Here is a 16,610-nt window from a genome sequence, read left to right as displayed (position 1 = left end):
GAGACCTTGTTGAAATATTGAAAGTTTGAATTTGTGCTGGAAAAAGAAAGGGCAAATTATTTTCAGAAAAATATAGATCAACATTTGCGTCATTAAAAAATAGTTGTATTTTTGCATCCGCATTAAAGCAAAAACTGGTCCGTTCGTCTAGGGGTTAGGACGCATGGTTTTCATCCATGTAACAGGGGTTCGATTCCCCTACGGACTACAAAGCAATTATAGAATTGCAAGGCTTATAGAAGTATAGGTTGATCTGATGGAAAGCAGGTGTTTTTTGAAACAATAATGGTCCGTTCGTCTAGGGGTTAGGACGCATGGTTTTCATCCATGTAACAGGGGTTCGATTCCCCTACGGACTACTTTAAAAATAATTAAATACATTAGTAATGGCAAATCATAAGTCAGCGTTAAAAAGAATTCGTAGCAATGAGACAAAACGTCTTAGAAATCGCTACCAACATAAAACTACAAGAAACGCTATTAAAAAGTTGCGTGAAGCAGACAAAAAGGATGCTGAAACATTATATCCTTCTGTAGCTTCAATGATCGACAAATTAGCGAAGAACAATATCATACATGACAATAAAGCTTCTAACTTAAAGTCTAAGTTAGCTAAGCATGTAGCTGCACTATAATATATAGTTAGTGTTTAATATTTTTAGGAACTGTTGAAAATGAAAATTTTCAACAGTTTTTTTGTTCTATAAATTCTTTGAAAAATTTTCTACAAATTGTCCGCTTGGGGGACAAGAATCACTTTTAACTTACATTATTCAGGTTTTTGGACATGCGGTCCCGACAATTCGGGAGTTTCAGCATCCCAATAGTCAAGAGGAGACCCTGAAACAAGTTGCCATTGACGTATTTTATAAGTCGCTGGTTTATAGCTAAGAATAGTATCTAATTCCTTAGCTATTTTTTAATGCGCTTTTTGTTCTCATTGTGGTAATTTCAAGAATCTATAAAACACTCCCTTTGGTCTATAAAGCTTTGATTAATTTTAGTAATTGTTCATTTTTTTGTTTGTCCAAAAAAACGGAACCAAAAAAAAGACACTTTTTTGTAGGTGTTTCTAATTATGCTACCGCATAATTAGAACCGTACTACTCCAGCTAAATTTTCTCCAAGGCTTCGAAAATTTTACGCTGGGGAAGCACTACACTGCAAAAAAGAAGTTCGTAAAAACGATAAATCTACTAAAAACCTAAAAACCATCATACGTCAATTTTCCTACGCTAGATGATTTTTTTAATCACAGGTCTCAGTGTGACGCGCTGGTCAAGTTCTTGTTGTATGAAAAAGTATATTGATTTTTGAGAAGATTAATCTCGAATCTGTATTTTTTGGAACCTAATTAGAGATAAACTGAGTATTTAGATCCTCAATATATTTAAGCACTTCATCTCTTCCAAGGTCATTTGTAGAGCTAGTAATAAAATGCACTGGCATCTCTTCCCAGATTTCCAACATCTTCTCTTTGTAGGTTTCTACGTTCCTTGATAAGGCGTTAGGCTTAAGTTTATCTGCTTTGGTGAAGATAATGCAGAAAGGAATTCCATGCTCTCCAAGCCATTGCATAAATTCTAGATCTATAGGTTGAGGATTATGTCTGCTGTCTATAAGAACAAAGGCGCAAAGCATTTGTTCCCTTTGCTCAAAATATTGAGTAATAAATTTTTGGAAAGTCTTTTTGATGGACTTCGAAACTCGTGCATATCCGTAACCAGGTAGATCGACTAAATGCCAATCTTTATTGATTAAAAAATGATTGATTAGCTGAGTTTTTCCTGGTCTTCCAGATATTTTTGCAAGACTTTTTCTAGCCGTTAGCATGTTAATGAGGGAGGATTTTCCCACATTACTCCGACCAATAAATGCATATTCCGGCAATTTACTGTTTGGACATTTTGCAACATCACTGTTACTTACTACAAACTCAGAAGATTTTATTATCATTATTTAAATCTTAGAAAGATCTCTTTTGAAGCCATTCAAACAATAGCTCATTAAAAGTGTCTGGATGTTCCATCATGGCTGCATGCCCACATTCATCTATCCAATAAAGGTCAGAATCTGGAAGCAATTTATTGAAGTCTTCTGCAACATCTGGAGGAGTTACATTATCATTTCTTCCCCAAATAATACAAGTTGGAGTTTCCATTTTTGGAAGATCTTTAGCCATGTTGTGGCGAATTGCGCTTTTTGCAATAGCCAATGTTTTTACTAATTTGTTTCTATCGCCAATGGTATAGTATACCTCATCTACTATTTCCTTTGTTGCAACTGCTGGGTCGTAAAAAACATTTTGCGCTTTTTTCTTTATAAACTCGTAATCACCTCTTCTTGGGTAGCTTTCGCCCATTGCATTTTCATAAAGCCCAGAGCTTCCAGTTATTACTAGTCCTTTAACTAATTCCGGATACATTTTTGTGCAAAGAAGGGCAATATGACCACCTAGGGAATTTCCAAGAAGAATCACTTCAGAATATCCCATAGCCTCAATAAAATCTTTCAGATATTTTGCGAACGTTCCAACACTTGTTTTAAGTAAGGACATGTTGTAAAGTGGTAATTCTGGAATTAAAACTTTGTAACCTTTTTCCGGAAAGTAATTAACAACGCCATTAAAATTACTTAGGCCACCCATGAGTCCGTGTAAAATTACTATCGGTGTTCCTTCCCCTTTTTCTAGGTAAGTGAATTTTCCTTCTTGCTGTAAATCGTGTTCCATGAATGCCATTTGCAATTAGCAATCGCAAATATAGCGATTTCAGTACAAGTATAATCATTTTTACTTAATACACAGTTTAATTGCGCAATGCATTTATGCATTAAAAACACAAATTTTTACTATTAAAATTTGCATAAAATGTCATGAAAAAACCAAGAGTCTGAAACATAATGAACTAGCTCTATTTAGAAGTGTTTCAGCACAATAGGTGGAGAAACTTATCAACAAAGTGGTAAAAAGTGGTAAAATGTGGTAATAATTTCAATATATTTGACTCTATAAAGTTATTGAGTGGTAAATCTAATTGGAACATATGAATGTAAAGTGGATGCTAAAGGGCGTCTTATGGTTCCGGCCGCTTTAAAAAAGCAGCTGACGCCAGTTTTACAGGAAGGTTTTGTTCTTAAAAGATCTGTTTTTCAACCTTGTTTGGAGTTGTATCCAATGCAGGAATGGAATGAAATGATGAAAAAGATCAATAGTTTAAACCGATTCAAGAAGAAGAATAATGACTTTATACGAAGATTTACAGCGGGTGTTAAAACTGTTGAAGTAGATGCAAATGGACGTTTGTTAATCCCTAAAGATCTTTTTGGCTTTGCTGAAATGGATAAGGAAATTGTTCTTTCTTCTGCAATTAACATTATTGAGATCTGGGATAAAGATAAATATGAAAACACTATAGGTGCTGATGCCGAAGATTTCGCAGATCTGGCTGAAGAAGTTATGGGTAACGATGAATTTAATGGAATATCATAATCCTGTCTTATTAAAAGAATCTGTGGATGGTTTAAATATTAAGCCAGACGGAGTATATGTAGATGTCACCTTTGGAGGCGGTGGTCATTCCCGTGAGATATTGAGTAGACTTGGAGAGAAAGGAAAATTATTTGCGTTTGATCAAGATGAAGATGCTTTAGATAATGCTATAGATGATCCTCGCTTTACTTTAATAAATGAGAATTTTAGATTCATAAAACGATTTTTGAGATTCGATGGAATAAAGAAAGTAGATGGCATTCTTGGAGATTTTGGTGTTTCTTCTCATCAATTCAATGTTGCAGAGCGTGGTTTTTCCACCAGATTTGAGGCGAAGCTGGATATGAGGATGAGTCAGAAAAGCAGTTTGAGTGCTTTTGAAGTGATCAATGAGTACGATCATGAGCAACTTAAAAAAATATTCTTTGAATATGCTGATTTAAGAAATGCTTCAAAAATAGCGGCAGAGATAATCAAGGCTAGAGAAGTTGCTCCAGTAGAGGGTAGCGATCAATTAAAAGAAGTACTAAAACCTTTCCTGTTTAAGGAAAAGGAGCATAAAATATTAGCACAGATCTATCAGGCAATTCGAATAGAGGTAAATCAAGAAATAGAAGTTCTAAAGGAGTTTTTATTACAAACCGAGGAGTTGTTAGATAAGGGAGGGAGGCTAAGTCTTATTTCCTACCATTCTTTAGAAGATAGATTGGTAAAACGATATATAAGAAGCGGACTTTTTGAAGGAGAACCTGAGAAAGATTTTTATGGGAATATATCTGTGCCATTTAAAAAAGTGAAAAGCTTGATAGTTCCTTCTGCAGATGAGATTTATAAAAATAATAGAGCTCGAAGCGCAAAATTAAGAATAGCAGTAAAGTTATAATTCTGAATAATTCAGAAGAAATCTATAGGGAGATAGGAATGACAAAGAAGATGTATAACATATTGAAAGCCGATTTTTTAATTAGCAATGACGCTGTTAAGAACTGGAGATTCATTGTGTTCTGTACGCTTCTTGCCATTATTATGATTGCCTGTTCGCATAGTGCCGAGCGCAAGGTTCATAATATAGCTAGGTTAAATACAGAAGTGAGGGAGTTAAGAAGCGAATTTGTTGATATGCGCTCTGCTTTAATGAAACTCAAAATGGAATCTACCATTACTAATAAAATGGCTTCAAGAGGAGTGAAACCTTCGGAAACGCCTCCATACAAAATAAAAATTAATATAACAGATTAAGTAAAGCTTTGGCAACTAACGAAAAGCACATATTAAACCGATTGTACTTTGTAGCCGGATGTATGTTCATCTTTGCGGTGGCAATAGCTGTGCAGTTGCTAAATATTCAGTTTGTTGAAGGAGATAAGTATAAGCAGTTATCTGAAGAAAGAACTTTAAAGAATTTTACCATTCCGGCAAATCGCGGGAATCTTTACGATTCTAATGGGAATCTATTAGCTACCTCTATTCCTAACTATGATATTAGATTTGATGCGGTTACGGTGACTGATAAAAATTTTGAAGAGAATATAGTCCCACTTTCCAAAGAGCTGTATAAAATGTTTGGTAAAAGTGTTTCTTATTGGTCTTTAAGTCTACGCACTGCAAGGGTTAATAAGCATCGATATTTTTTAATAGCAAGAAATTTAGGCTATTCAGATTATATGAAAGTAAAAAGTTTCCCACTTTTTAATCTAGGTACTTACAAAGGCGGAATGATCGTGGAACAACGAACAGTACGTGAGCATCCATTGGGAGAAATGGCAGCTAGAACTGTGGGCTACGAAAGAAAAGACAAACAAGGATATTATACAAGAGTTGGTTTAGAAGGAGCTTTTGGGCCATTTCTACAAGGGACTGATGGACATAGGTTAAAACAAAAGATCGCAAAGGGGCAATGGAAACCAATTAGTGATAACAATGAGGTGGAGCCAAAAGATGGCTATGATGTGATTTCTACTATAGATGTAAATATTCAGGATATCGCTCACCATGCATTATTGGCTCAGTTGGAGAAATACGAAGCAGATCATGGAACTGTGGTGGTTATGGAGACTAAAACAGGGGAAATCAAGGCTATATCCAACCTAGGGAGAACTTCAGAAGGTACTTATTTCGAAAAGTTAAACTATGCGGTTGGCGAAACACACGAACCTGGTTCTACATTTAAATTAATGGCGTTGGTTGTTGCATTAGAAGATAAGGTAATAGATACCAGTACAGTTGTAGATACTGAGAATGGGATTATGAGCGTGCGTGGTTATAAGGTTAGAGATTCTCATCATGGAGGTTATGGAAAGATTTCAGCAGCAAAAGCTTTTGAAGTTTCTTCAAACGTGGGTGTAGTAAAACTGATTTATGATAATTATAAGGACAATCCTCAAAAATTTATTGATGGTTTAAATAGAATGAATCTTAATCAAAAATTAGGAATTTCTATTGTTGGAGAAGGAGAGCCAATTATTCCAAAACCTGGTGATAAATCTTGGTCTGGACTTTCCTTGGCTTGGATGGCATATGGGTATGGAAGTATTCAAATAACACCTTTACAAACCTTGGCATTTTATAATGCAATTGCTAATAATGGAGTGCTATTAAAACCTCGTTTTATTAAGGAAGTACGTGAATGGGATAAGGTAATTGAGAAAAATGAATTAACAGTATTAAATCCTGCAATCTGTTCTCAAGAAACAGTAGATAAGGTAAAAGCAATGATGGAGAATGTAGTGGCACGAGGGACTGCTAAAAGTTTGTACTCACCTAATTTCTCCATGGCCGGTAAAACTGGGACTGCACAAACCGAATATTGGAAAGAAGGCTGGAGCTCTAACCGTAAATATATTTCCTCTTTTGTTGGTTATTTCCCTGCTGATAATCCAAAATATACAAGCATAGTTGTAATTCACAAGCCTAATAGTAAAATAGGTATTTATGGTGCCGATGTTAGCGGGCCTGTCTTTAAAAGAATTGCTCAAAAAATATATACAGATACTCCTATTGAAGATGAATTGGAATCATTAAATATTGAAAATGATAAGATCTCAGGAGACTTTGAAAAATATTATGCAGCAGCACAAAGCACTAAGAAATTAATGCCAAATGTTGTTGGAATGCCTGCTATGGATGCCCTTGCGCTTTTAGAAAACCTAGGATTATCTGTTAAAATAAATGGAAATGGAAAGGTTAAAAATCAATCTATACCTGCAGGACAAAAAATTAAGAATAATCAACAAGTAGCACTTAGTTTAAGTTGAAGATACTAAAAGACATATTATATAAAGTCCCTATGGATGCCGTAATTGGCAATACCGGCGTAACTGTGAATTCCATTTATTTTGATTCTAGAAGAGTAGAATTGAATGATGTGTTTGTTGCTGTTAAAGGAACTGTTTCAGACGGACATCAGTTTATAACCACAGCTGTTAATCAAGGCGCTCTAGCAGTTATCTGTCAGGAAATGCCAGAGCAAATTGTAAATGGTGTTACATATGTCCAAGTAGCAAATTCTCAAAGAGCCTTGGCAATTATGGCGGCTAATTATTACGACTCGCCTTCAGAAAATTTAAAATTAGTAGGAGTTACTGGTACTAATGGCAAGACAACCGTTGCGACTTTATTGTATCATTTGTTCAGCAAAGCGGGCTTTAAAGTTGGTTTGCTTTCTACCGTGAATATCATGGTGGGAGAAAAAACTTATGCAGCTTCTCATACAACCCCAGATTCATTGACGATTAATTCTTATTTGAAACTGATGAATGATGAAGGTGTGGAATATTGCTTTATGGAAGTAAGTTCTCATGGGATAGCGCAGGATAGAACTACAGGTCTAAAATTTGCTGGCGGAATTTTCACCAACCTATCACATGATCATTTAGATTATCATAAAACATTTGCTGAATATCGAGATGTAAAGAAACTGTTTTTCGATCAGTTACCTGTTTCTGCTTTTGCTTTGGTAAATGCAGATGATAAAAATGGAGCAGTAATGCTTCAGAATACAAAAGCAGAAAAGCAAACTTATGCTCTAAAGACCTTTGCAGATTTTAATGCAAGGATCTTAGAAAATCAATTTAGCGGATTACTGCTGAAGATAAATGGAGATGAAGTTTGGACTAAACTGATAGGAAATTTTAATGCCTATAACATTCTTGCAATCTATGCAGCAGGGAGTTTATTAGGATTGGAAAAATTGGAAAACTTAAGGCTTATCAGTGAATTAAACTCTGTAAGTGGAAGATTTCAGTATGTAGTTTCCAATAAAAAAATAACTGCAATCGTAGATTATGCACATACTCCAGATGCTCTGAAAAATGTATTGGAAACCATAAATGCTATTCGTACAAAGAACGAAGAATTGATTACGGTTGTAGGCTGCGGAGGCGATCGTGACAAAACTAAGAGACCAAAAATGGGAAATATTGCTGCGGCGCTAAGTACCAAAGTGATTTTCACCAGTGATAACCCTCGAACCGAAGATCCTGAAGAAATATTGAAAGATGTTGAAGCAGGTGTAGACCCGTTGGATTTCAAAAAGACAATGACGGTCGTAAACAGAAATCAGGCAATCAAGACAGCTTGTCAATTAGCTAATCCAAATGACATAATTCTAATTGCTGGAAAGGGTCATGAAACTTACCAAGACGTTAAAGGTGTAAAATCTGATTTTGATGATTATAAAATTGTAAACGATTATTTAAGCCAGCTAGGTAAATAGTAATTCCCCGCTAGAAGTCAGGGGTTAGAAGTAAAGATATGTTATACTATTTGTTTGATTTTTTAGATAAACACTACCAGATTCCTGGTGCAGGTCTGTTTGAATTTATTTCATTCCGCTCTGCGATGGCTATTATTTTGTCATTAGCAATATCTACTATCTATGGTAAAAAGATCATCAATTATCTTTTGAAAAAACAAGTAGGAGAAAGTGTTCGGGATCTTGGATTGAAAGGTCAAAGTGAAAAAGCTGGAACTCCTACTATGGGTGGATTAATTATCATTATCTCCACTCTTATCCCAGTATTGTTATTTGCTAAATTGGATAACATCTATGTTATTTTATTAATAGTCACTACTCTTTGGATGGGAACTATTGGTTTTATAGATGATTATTTAAAAATTTATAAAAAGGATAAAGAAGGTTTAAAAGGAATTTTTAAAGTGATGGGTCAAGTTGGGCTTGGACTTATCGTAGGTGGAACCATGTATTTGCACCCAGCAATTACAATTAAGGAGGATGTGAATGTCCCTTCATTTAATACAGAACAAGTTATTAATAACGATCAGGAGATCACTTCTGGTGCTGAAGAGAAATCTACTACTACAACTATCCCGTTTGTAAAGAATAATGAATTCGATTATGCAAGCTTGATCAGTTGGATAAATCCATCTTTAGTGAATTATGCTTGGTTGATCTTTATTCCAATCGTGATATTTATTGTAACAGCTGTTTCTAATGGGGCTAATTTAACTGATGGAATAGATGGACTTGCTGCCGGCTCCTCGGCGATTATCGTGCTTACTTTGGGAATCTTTGCATGGGTTTCTGGTAACATCATATTTTCAGACTATCTCAATATTATGTATATCCCAAGGTCTGGGGAGATGACCATATTTATAACCGCTTTTGCAGGATCATTAGTGGGTTTTTTATGGTACAACACCTATCCCGCTCAAGTATTTATGGGTGATACAGGAAGTTTGACTATAGGAGGAATTATCGCAGTGATCGCAATTGCTACAAGAAAGGAATTATTGATCCCGATTTTATGCGGAATATTTCTCTTAGAAAATCTCTCCGTAGTTATGCAAGTTGGATGGTTCAAGATCACCAAAAGAAAATATGGAGAAGGTAGAAGGATATTTCTAATGTCCCCATTGCATCATCATTATCAGAAGAAGGGTTTACACGAAAGCAAGATCGTAGTTCGGTTTTGGATCGTTGGGATTTTTCTTGCGATCGTAACCATTATTACTTTGAAAGTTAGATAACATGAGCGAAAACAAAAAAATAGCGATTCTGGGAGGCGGAGAAAGCGGTGTAGGTACTGCGATTCTTGCGCTTAAGAAGGGTTATGATGTTTTTGTATCCGACTTCGGAAAGATTAAAGATAAATACAAAGCAGAGCTCGAAAAATTAGGAGTAGACTGGGAAGAATCTGGACATACAGAATCTAAGATCATGGATGCTTCAGTAGTTATGAAAAGTCCTGGAATACCAGATAACGCTCCTTTGGTTTTAAAGATTACAGAGCACGGAATACCCGTAATTTCTGAAATTGAATTTGCTGCTGAATATACTTCAGCAAAAATTATTGGTATTACTGGCAGCAATGGAAAAACCACCATTACAAAATGGATTTACCATATCCTGAAGAATGAAGGTCTAAATGTATCCATGGCTGGAAATGTGGGAGATAGTTTTGCAAAACAAGTAGCGGGTGATCCTATAGATTACTTCGTATTGGAACTAAGCAGTTTTCAGTTAGACGGAATAATAAATTTTAGACCAGATATTGCTGTTCTTGCTAATATCACTCCAGATCATTTGGATAGATATAATTACAATTTAGATGAATACGTGGCATCAAAATTCAGAATCACTGAAAATCAGACTGAAGATGATTTCTTTATTTATGATGCCGATGATGGAATAATTTCAAAATGGCTTGAAGCCAATTCAGTAAAAGCTCAAATGATTCCTTTTTCACTTCAGAAGAAATTAGAAATGGGAGCCTATTTAGAAGATAACAACATTAAAATAAACCTCAACAACACCCAATTTATTATGCCAAATAACGCATTAGCACTAGAAGGTAAACACAATACTAAGAATGCCATGGCTGCCTCCACGGTTTCTCAATTATTAAGAATTAGAAAAGAGACCATTCGCGCAAGTATGGAAAATTTTCAAGGGGTAGAACACCGATTGGAAAAAGTGCTAAAAATCAATAATGTAATGTACGTGAACGATTCTAAAGCTACTAACACCAATGCTACTTACTATGCCTTAGAGAGCATGGAAAGTGAAACAGTTTGGATCGTTGGTGGAGTGGACAAAGGAAATGTGTATTCAGAATTATTGCCTTTGGTAAATGAAAAAGTAAAAGCAATTATTTGTTTAGGGGTGGATAATTCCAAGATTTTTGAGGCTTTTGGGAATTGTGTAGATACAATTGTGGAAACTCATTCTATGAAAGAAGCTGTTGGAATGGCATATAAAATTGCTGAAAGAGGAAATACGGTATTACTTTCTCCTGCTTGCGCAAGTTTTGACCTATTCGAAAACTATGAGGATAGAGGAAGACAATTCAAAGATTCTGTAAGAAATTTATAATAAATAATAAGATTTAGATCTGAATGAACAACTTGTTTTCAAATATAAAAGGTGATAAAGTTATTTGGGCTACGACCGCGTTGCTGGCGATATTTTCGTTTTTGCCGGTATATAGCGCGAGTAGTAACCTAGCCTATTTATATGGAGATGGAAGTACAAGCAGTTATTTAGTAGTTCATTTTTTTCATCTTGTTTTAGGGTTTTGTGTGTTGTTTGCGTTTCATAAAATACCTTATCATTACTTTAAAGGGCTTTCAATTCTAATGCTGCCTGTAGTTGTGGTGTTACTGGTTTACACGATTTTTCAAGGAACCACCATTGATGGTGCTTATGCCAGTAGATGGATTCAAATACCAGTGGTAGGAGTGACTTTCCAATCTTCTACATTAGCGGCGGTAGTTCTTATGATCTATGTTGCGAGGTATCTTTCTAGAATTACTGAAAAAGAGGTGACCTTTAAGGAAACCATTCTTCCACTATGGATGCCGGTTTTTGTGGTATTAGTACTTATTTTACCAGCTAACTTTTCTACCACCGCGATAATTTTTACAATGGTGATCATGTTGGTTTTTCTTGGTGGTTATCCCATAAAATATTTAGGAATTATAGTAGGAACTGGTTTGTTAATGCTTACCATGTTCATATTAACCGCAAAAGCATTTCCAGGTTTATTGCCAAACAGGGTAGATACCTGGGCAAGTAGAATAGAGAATTTTACAAATGATGAGGATACAGAGGCAGATTATCAAATAGAGAGAGCAAAGATTGCAATTGCCACAGGGGGCATTGCGGGTGAGGGAATTGGGAAAAGTATACAAAGGAACTTTTTACCACAATCATCCTCAGATTTTATTTATGCGATCATAGTTGAAGAAATGGGCTTAATTGGGGGCTTTGCTGTAATGGCGGCTTATTTAATGCTGCTTTTTAGGATAGTAATTGTGGCAACAAAATCCAATACTATTTTCGGAAAACTATTGGCTATTGGGGTAGGATTGCCTATTGTATTCCAAGCAATGGTAAATATGGCAGTTGCAGTGGAATTATTTCCGGTAACAGGTCAGACGTTGCCACTTGTAAGTAGTGGAGGAACGTCCATTTGGATGACTTGTCTTGCTTTAGGAATTGTTTTGAGTGTAAGTGCTAAAAGAGAAGAAGAAATTAAATTATCTGAAGAATCTGATAGAGAAAAAGAAGAAGAAAATCCTTTGGACATTTTAAGCGAAGCGATATGAAGGAGAAATTAAAAGTAATAATATCTGGTGGAGGTACAGGAGGACATATTTATCCTGCAATCTCTATTGCCGACGAAATAATAAGGCGTTATCCAACTGCTGAGATCCTTTTTGTAGGAGCAAAAGACAGAATGGAAATGACTAAGGTTCCTCAGGCAGGATATAAAATAGAAGGGCTTTGGATCTCTGGAATAGATAGAAGTTTAACTAAAAGAAATTTAAGCTTTCCGTTTAAAGTAATTAGCAGCCTATGGAATTCTAGAAAGATCATCAAGAAGTTTAATCCAGATGTGGTTATTGGAACTGGTGGATTTGCAAGCGGACCATTGTTGAAGATGGCGAATTCTATGAAGATTCCCACTTTAATTCAGGAGCAGAATTCTTATCCGGGAATAACAAATAGGTTATTAGGAAAGAAAGCTGATGCCATTTGTACAGCTTATGATAATCTGGAAAGTTATTTTCCGTTAGAAAAAACAATAAAAACCGGGAATCCTGTAAGACAGGATATTCTTAATATAAAAGATAAAAGAGAAGAAGCACAGTTGTTCTTTAATTTAAAGAAAGAGCGAAAAACATTATTGGTTTTAGGTGGAAGTCTGGGAGCTAGAAGAATAAATCAGTTGATGGAAGCCTTTGTAGATGTTTTTGAAAAAAATGAGATCCAACTTATCTGGCAGACTGGTTCTTTGTATTATGAAGAATATAAGAAGTATGATAATGAATACGTGAAGACACATGCTTTTTTAAGCAGAATGGATCTTGCTTATGCTGCGGCAGATGTTATAGTTTCTCGTGCAGGAGCAATTAGTGTTTCAGAATTATGTATTGTTGGAAAACCTGTAATTTTTATTCCTTCTCCGAATGTTGCTGAAAATCATCAGGCTAAAAATGCATTGACTGTTGCAAATGAAGATGCAGCCTACGTATTGAATGAAAAGGATTTAGCTAAGGATTTCTCTGAAACTATTATGCTTGTACTGGAATCTGAGAAAGTTCAGAAAAATCTATCAGAAAATATTAAAAAATTGGCATTACCAGGAGCTACAGTTGCGATAGTAGATGCCATGGAAAAAATTATAATGAAGCAGGAATTAAATTAATGGATCAATTTAAAAACATAGAAAATCTTTATTTTATCGGCATCGGCGGAATAGGAATGAGCGCGTTAGCGAGATATTTCAATTCTCTAGGGAAGCAAGTTGCTGGTTATGATAAAACTTCTACTGTTCTAACAAGAACATTAGAAGAAGAAGGGATTCAGGTTTTTTATAACGATCAAATTGAGCTTATTCCAGATAGTTTCAGAAATACTAAAAACACTTTAATTGTTTACACTCCTGCGATTCCTAAAGATAGCAAGCAATACAATTATTTTATTCAGAAAGAATTTCAGCTTAAAAAAAGAGCAGTGGTTTTGGGAATGATCACTCAAGGTATATTTACTTTGGCGGTGGCAGGAACACATGGTAAAACTACTACAACTGCTATTTTAGGACACTTATTAAAGGAGACTGGCGCTAAGGTCACTGCTTTTCTTGGTGGGATAAGTGAGGATATTCAGAGCAATCTTATTCTCAATGGAAACGAAGTGATGGTTGTGGAAGCAGACGAATTTGATAGGTCATTTTTAAATTTATCTCCAAATATTGCAGCGATCACTTCTATGGATGCCGATCACTTAGACATTTATGGAGATCCAGAAAAATTAATTGAATCTTTTAAGGATTTCGCCGCTTTAATACCGGAGAACGGTACTCTTTTTGTGAAGAATGGACTACCACTTAAGGGAGGAACAATTGGAATTGAAGACAACGCAGATTATTCTGCTCAAAATATTACAATAAAGAACGGAACTTATCATTTCGATCTAATTACCCCAACGCAAATTATAGAAGGTTTAAAGTTTAGCCTCCCAGGCAAACACAATTTGTTAAATGCTATAACTGCTCTGGCGATTGCAATTCATTATGGATCCCCAACCAATGAACTCGCCAGAGCATTATATAGTTTTAAAGGAGTGAAACGCCGTTTTACATATAGATTAAAAACTACAGATCGTATTTTAATAGACGATTATGCACATCATCCGGCAGAAATTGCCGCCGTGCATCAAGCTATAAGAGAAATGCATCCCGGAAAAAAGGTGATTGCCGTTTTTCAGCCTCACTTATTTAGCCGAACTAAAGATTTTGCAGATGATTTTGCTGAAAGCTTAAGCAAGTTCGATGAGGTAAGATTATTAGATATTTATCCTGCGAGGGAACTCCCAATGGAAGGCATTACTTCTAATTGGTTATTGAATAAAATTAAGAATGAGAACAAAAAATTAATTGATAAAGAGGAGATTATAAATGAGTTAAATATTTCGGAAAGCCCTGTTATTGTTATGATGGGTGCTGGAGATATTGGAGAAGAGATCATTAAAGTTGAAAAATATTTTAAGGATGAAAATTAATTTCAATTACATAAAAGGCATTTTGTTATTGGTCATGATTGTCTTTTTTTATGGTTTTGCTGAAAAGAGAAATAATGATAGGAAATTGGAAAAAATTGAGGTACAATTCACTCAATTTGAAAACCTGTATGTGTCGGAAGAATCGGTTAATAAATTGTTAATACAAAATAACATAGAGGTCTCAACTATAGGTAAAGAAACTTTAGATTTGAATAGGGTAGAAGCATTGTTGAATAAGCACGATATGATAGAAAATGCAGAAGTGTTTCTAACCTTGGATGGAATTTTAAAAACCAGAATAAGTCAACGCCGCCCTATCGGTAGAGTTTTGGGGGATAAGGGGTATTATTTAGATAGGTTAGGTAAAAAGATGCCGCTATCTAAAAGTTATTCTGCCAGAGTTCCGGTTCTTGCTAATATGAATGAAAAGGATATTGTAGATGCCTTTCCGCTAGTAGATTATATTAACAAAGATCGATTTTTGACTGAGCATATTACGTCTATCACTCTATTGAATGGTGGATACTATCAAATAGAATTAAGAGAAACTAATTTCAATATTTTTTTCGGAAAAGTGGACCGAATAGAAGAGAAATTCAACAATTTTAAAGCCTTTTATAAAAAAGGACTTAAAGACGATTTATTAAATACTTACAAAATGGTGGATCTACAATTTGGAAATCAGGTTGTTTGCACTAAAAAATAAGGGATGGAACACAACGAAATTGCAGTAGGGCTGGATATTGGAACCACGAAGATCGTGGCAATGATTGGGCGGAAGAATGAGTACGGAAAAATGGAGATCATAGGGATTGGGAAATCTAAAAGTTTAGGTGTCCACCGTGGGGTTGTGAATAATATAACCCAAACTATTCAATCAATTCAGCAAGCTATACAAGAAGCAGAAGCAGATTCAGGATTAAAAATTGAAGAAGTAGTTGTTGGAATTGCAGGACAACATATCCGTAGTTTGCAACATAGCGATTATATCACTCGTCCAAATCCAGATGAGGTAATAGATAGCGACGATATTTATACACTATGTAACCAAGTTCATAAATTGGTAATGTTGCCTGGAGAAGAGATTATCCATGTATTACCACAGGAATTTAAAGTAGATGGACAGGCAGAGATCAAGGAGCCAATTGGAATGTATGGAGGAAGGTTAGAAGCTAATTTTCATGTAGTAGTTGGTCAGGTTTCTTCAATTAGAAATATTGGTAGATGTGTGAAAAGTGCCGGTTTGGAACTTTCAGCAGTAACTTTAGAACCCTTAGCCTCTGCAAATGCAGTATTAAGTCAGGAAGAAAAAGAAGCTGGTGTAGCACTTATTGATATAGGAGGTGGAACTACAGATCTTGCAATTTTTAAAGATGGAATTATTCGACATACCGCAGTAATCCCATTTGGAGGAAACGTAATTACAGAGGATATTAAAGAAGGTTGTTCTATTATAGAAAAACAGGCAGAGTTATTGAAGATCAAGTTTGGATCTGCATGGCCAGGAGAAAATAAGGATAATGAGATTGTTTCTATTCCGGGATTACGCGGAAGAGAGCCAAAAGAGATTACCCTTAAAAATCTTTCCAAGATCATCCATGCACGTGTTGTAGAAATTATTGAGCAAGTTTATCTTGAAATTAAGAACTACGGTCACGAAGAGCAGAAGAAGAAATTAATTGCCGGGATGGTAATTACCGGTGGTGGTGCACAGTTGAAGCATTTAAAGCAATTGGCAGAGTATATTACCGGAATGGATACAAGAATTGGATATCCAAATGAGCATTTAGCAGGTGATAGTGATACCGAAACTACGAGTCCGCTTTATGCAACAGCAGTAGGTTTGGTGTTGAATAGCTTAGAGCAAAAGAATGCTAAGTTTCAAAATCAGGCAGGAACGGTAGAGCAAGAAGTAATTGTAGAAGAAGGAACACATTCCTTTCATACAGAAGATGAAAATGAAGAGGATGAACCTACTTCAACAAAATCAAAAGCAGCTAAAAAGAGTGTTTTTGATAAATGGGCTGAAAAGTTCAAAGATTTTTTAGACAACGCAGAGTAAGAATATAGAACCAGTAAAAAAGGATTTATGAG

Annotated in this window: 15 protein-coding genes and 2 tRNA genes; 15 read left to right on the top strand and 2 right to left on the bottom strand. The window is 35.3% G+C overall.

Annotation, left to right across the window (positions count from 1 at the left end; translation table 11 throughout):
• Positions 1 to 136 precede the first annotated feature (136 nt).
• From I130_RS13520 to rpsT, 3 genes are all read left to right on the top strand, one after another.
• Positions 137 to 208: transfer RNA gene (locus tag I130_RS13520), tRNA-Glu, on the top strand.
• A 79-nt stretch (positions 209 to 287) separates the two neighbouring features.
• A tRNA-Glu gene (locus I130_RS13515) sits at positions 288 to 359 on the top strand.
• 27 nt (positions 360 to 386) lie between these two features.
• The gene (gene rpsT / locus I130_RS13510) at positions 387 to 635 is read left to right on the top strand and encodes a 30S ribosomal protein S20 (RefSeq protein WP_034924290.1); all 249 of its coding nucleotides are present in this window, start codon (positions 387 to 389) and stop codon (positions 633 to 635) included.
• A 715-nt stretch (positions 636 to 1,350) separates the two neighbouring features.
• On the opposite strand, the gene yihA is transcribed toward rpsT, so the two are convergent.
• Together yihA and I130_RS13500 are read right to left on the bottom strand one after the other, a co-directional pair.
• A complete protein-coding gene (gene yihA / locus I130_RS13505) occupies positions 1,351 to 1,956 on the bottom strand; it encodes a ribosome biogenesis GTP-binding protein YihA/YsxC (RefSeq protein WP_034924287.1) in 606 nt (201 codons plus the stop codon).
• Positions 1,957 to 1,966: 10 nt separating this feature from the next.
• Positions 1,967 to 2,731 carry an alpha/beta fold hydrolase gene (locus tag I130_RS13500; RefSeq protein ID WP_034924284.1) on the bottom strand — a complete coding sequence of 255 codons (765 nt, stop codon included), beginning with the start codon at positions 2,729 to 2,731 and terminating at the stop codon, positions 1,967 to 1,969.
• Between the two features lie 291 nt (positions 2,732 to 3,022).
• On the opposite strand from I130_RS13500, the gene mraZ reads away from it, so the two are divergent.
• Genes mraZ through ftsA form a run of 12 tightly spaced genes read left to right on the top strand, consistent with a single transcriptional unit; the run spans position 3,023 to position 16,578 of the window.
• Positions 3,023 to 3,490, top strand: a complete 468-nt coding sequence (gene mraZ / locus I130_RS13495) for a division/cell wall cluster transcriptional repressor MraZ (RefSeq protein WP_034924279.1) — start codon at positions 3,023 to 3,025, stop codon at positions 3,488 to 3,490.
• A complete protein-coding gene (gene rsmH / locus I130_RS13490; RefSeq protein ID WP_034924558.1) occupies positions 3,477 to 4,373 on the top strand; it encodes a 16S rRNA (cytosine(1402)-N(4))-methyltransferase RsmH in 897 nt (298 codons plus the stop codon). The genes mraZ and rsmH overlap by 14 nt, the downstream gene beginning before the upstream one ends.
• Positions 4,374 to 4,411: 38 nt before the next feature.
• On the top strand, positions 4,412 to 4,729 hold the full coding sequence (locus I130_RS13485) for an FtsL-like putative cell division protein (protein WP_034924276.1): 318 nt from the start codon (positions 4,412 to 4,414) through the stop codon (positions 4,727 to 4,729).
• Positions 4,730 to 4,737: 8 nt separating this feature from the next.
• Positions 4,738 to 6,744, top strand: coding sequence for a penicillin-binding protein (locus tag I130_RS13480; protein ID WP_034924273.1), 2,007 nt, complete (start codon positions 4,738 to 4,740; stop codon positions 6,742 to 6,744).
• Positions 6,741 to 8,204, top strand: a complete 1,464-nt coding sequence (locus tag I130_RS13475) for a UDP-N-acetylmuramoyl-L-alanyl-D-glutamate--2,6-diaminopimelate ligase (RefSeq protein ID WP_034924270.1) — start codon at positions 6,741 to 6,743, stop codon at positions 8,202 to 8,204. The genes I130_RS13480 and I130_RS13475 overlap by 4 nt, the downstream gene beginning before the upstream one ends.
• 38 nt (positions 8,205 to 8,242) lie before the next feature.
• Positions 8,243 to 9,478, top strand: coding sequence for a phospho-N-acetylmuramoyl-pentapeptide-transferase (gene mraY, locus I130_RS13470; RefSeq protein WP_034924267.1), 1,236 nt, complete (start codon positions 8,243 to 8,245; stop codon positions 9,476 to 9,478).
• Between the two features lies 1 nt (position 9,479).
• Positions 9,480 to 10,823, top strand: a complete 1,344-nt coding sequence (gene murD / locus I130_RS13465; protein WP_034924261.1) for a UDP-N-acetylmuramoyl-L-alanine--D-glutamate ligase — start codon at positions 9,480 to 9,482, stop codon at positions 10,821 to 10,823.
• Positions 10,824 to 10,846: 23 nt separating this feature from the next.
• Positions 10,847 to 12,058, top strand: coding sequence for an FtsW/RodA/SpoVE family cell cycle protein (locus tag I130_RS13460; protein WP_034924260.1), 1,212 nt, complete (start codon positions 10,847 to 10,849; stop codon positions 12,056 to 12,058).
• Positions 12,055 to 13,161, top strand: coding sequence for an undecaprenyldiphospho-muramoylpentapeptide beta-N-acetylglucosaminyltransferase (gene murG / locus I130_RS13455; protein ID WP_034924258.1), 1,107 nt, complete (start codon positions 12,055 to 12,057; stop codon positions 13,159 to 13,161). Before I130_RS13460 ends, murG begins: the two co-directional genes overlap by 4 nt.
• Positions 13,161 to 14,516 carry a UDP-N-acetylmuramate--L-alanine ligase gene (gene murC, locus I130_RS13450; protein WP_034924255.1) on the top strand — a complete coding sequence of 452 codons (1,356 nt, stop codon included), beginning with the start codon at positions 13,161 to 13,163 and terminating at the stop codon, positions 14,514 to 14,516. The genes murG and murC overlap by 1 nt, the downstream gene beginning before the upstream one ends.
• The gene (locus tag I130_RS13445) at positions 14,506 to 15,222 is read left to right on the top strand and encodes a cell division protein FtsQ/DivIB (protein WP_034924247.1); all 717 of its coding nucleotides are present in this window, start codon (positions 14,506 to 14,508) and stop codon (positions 15,220 to 15,222) included. The genes murC and I130_RS13445 overlap by 11 nt, the downstream gene beginning before the upstream one ends.
• A 3-nt stretch (positions 15,223 to 15,225) precedes the next feature.
• A complete protein-coding gene (ftsA, locus tag I130_RS13440) occupies positions 15,226 to 16,578 on the top strand; it encodes a cell division protein FtsA (RefSeq protein ID WP_034924227.1) in 1,353 nt (450 codons plus the stop codon).
• The last annotated feature ends 32 nt before the right edge of the window (positions 16,579 to 16,610 follow it).

The organism is Gillisia sp. CAL575 (assembly GCF_000403785.1).
GTDB lineage: Bacteria > Bacteroidota > Bacteroidia > Flavobacteriales > Flavobacteriaceae > Gillisia.
This window is presented reverse-complemented; position numbering and strand designations above follow the sequence as displayed.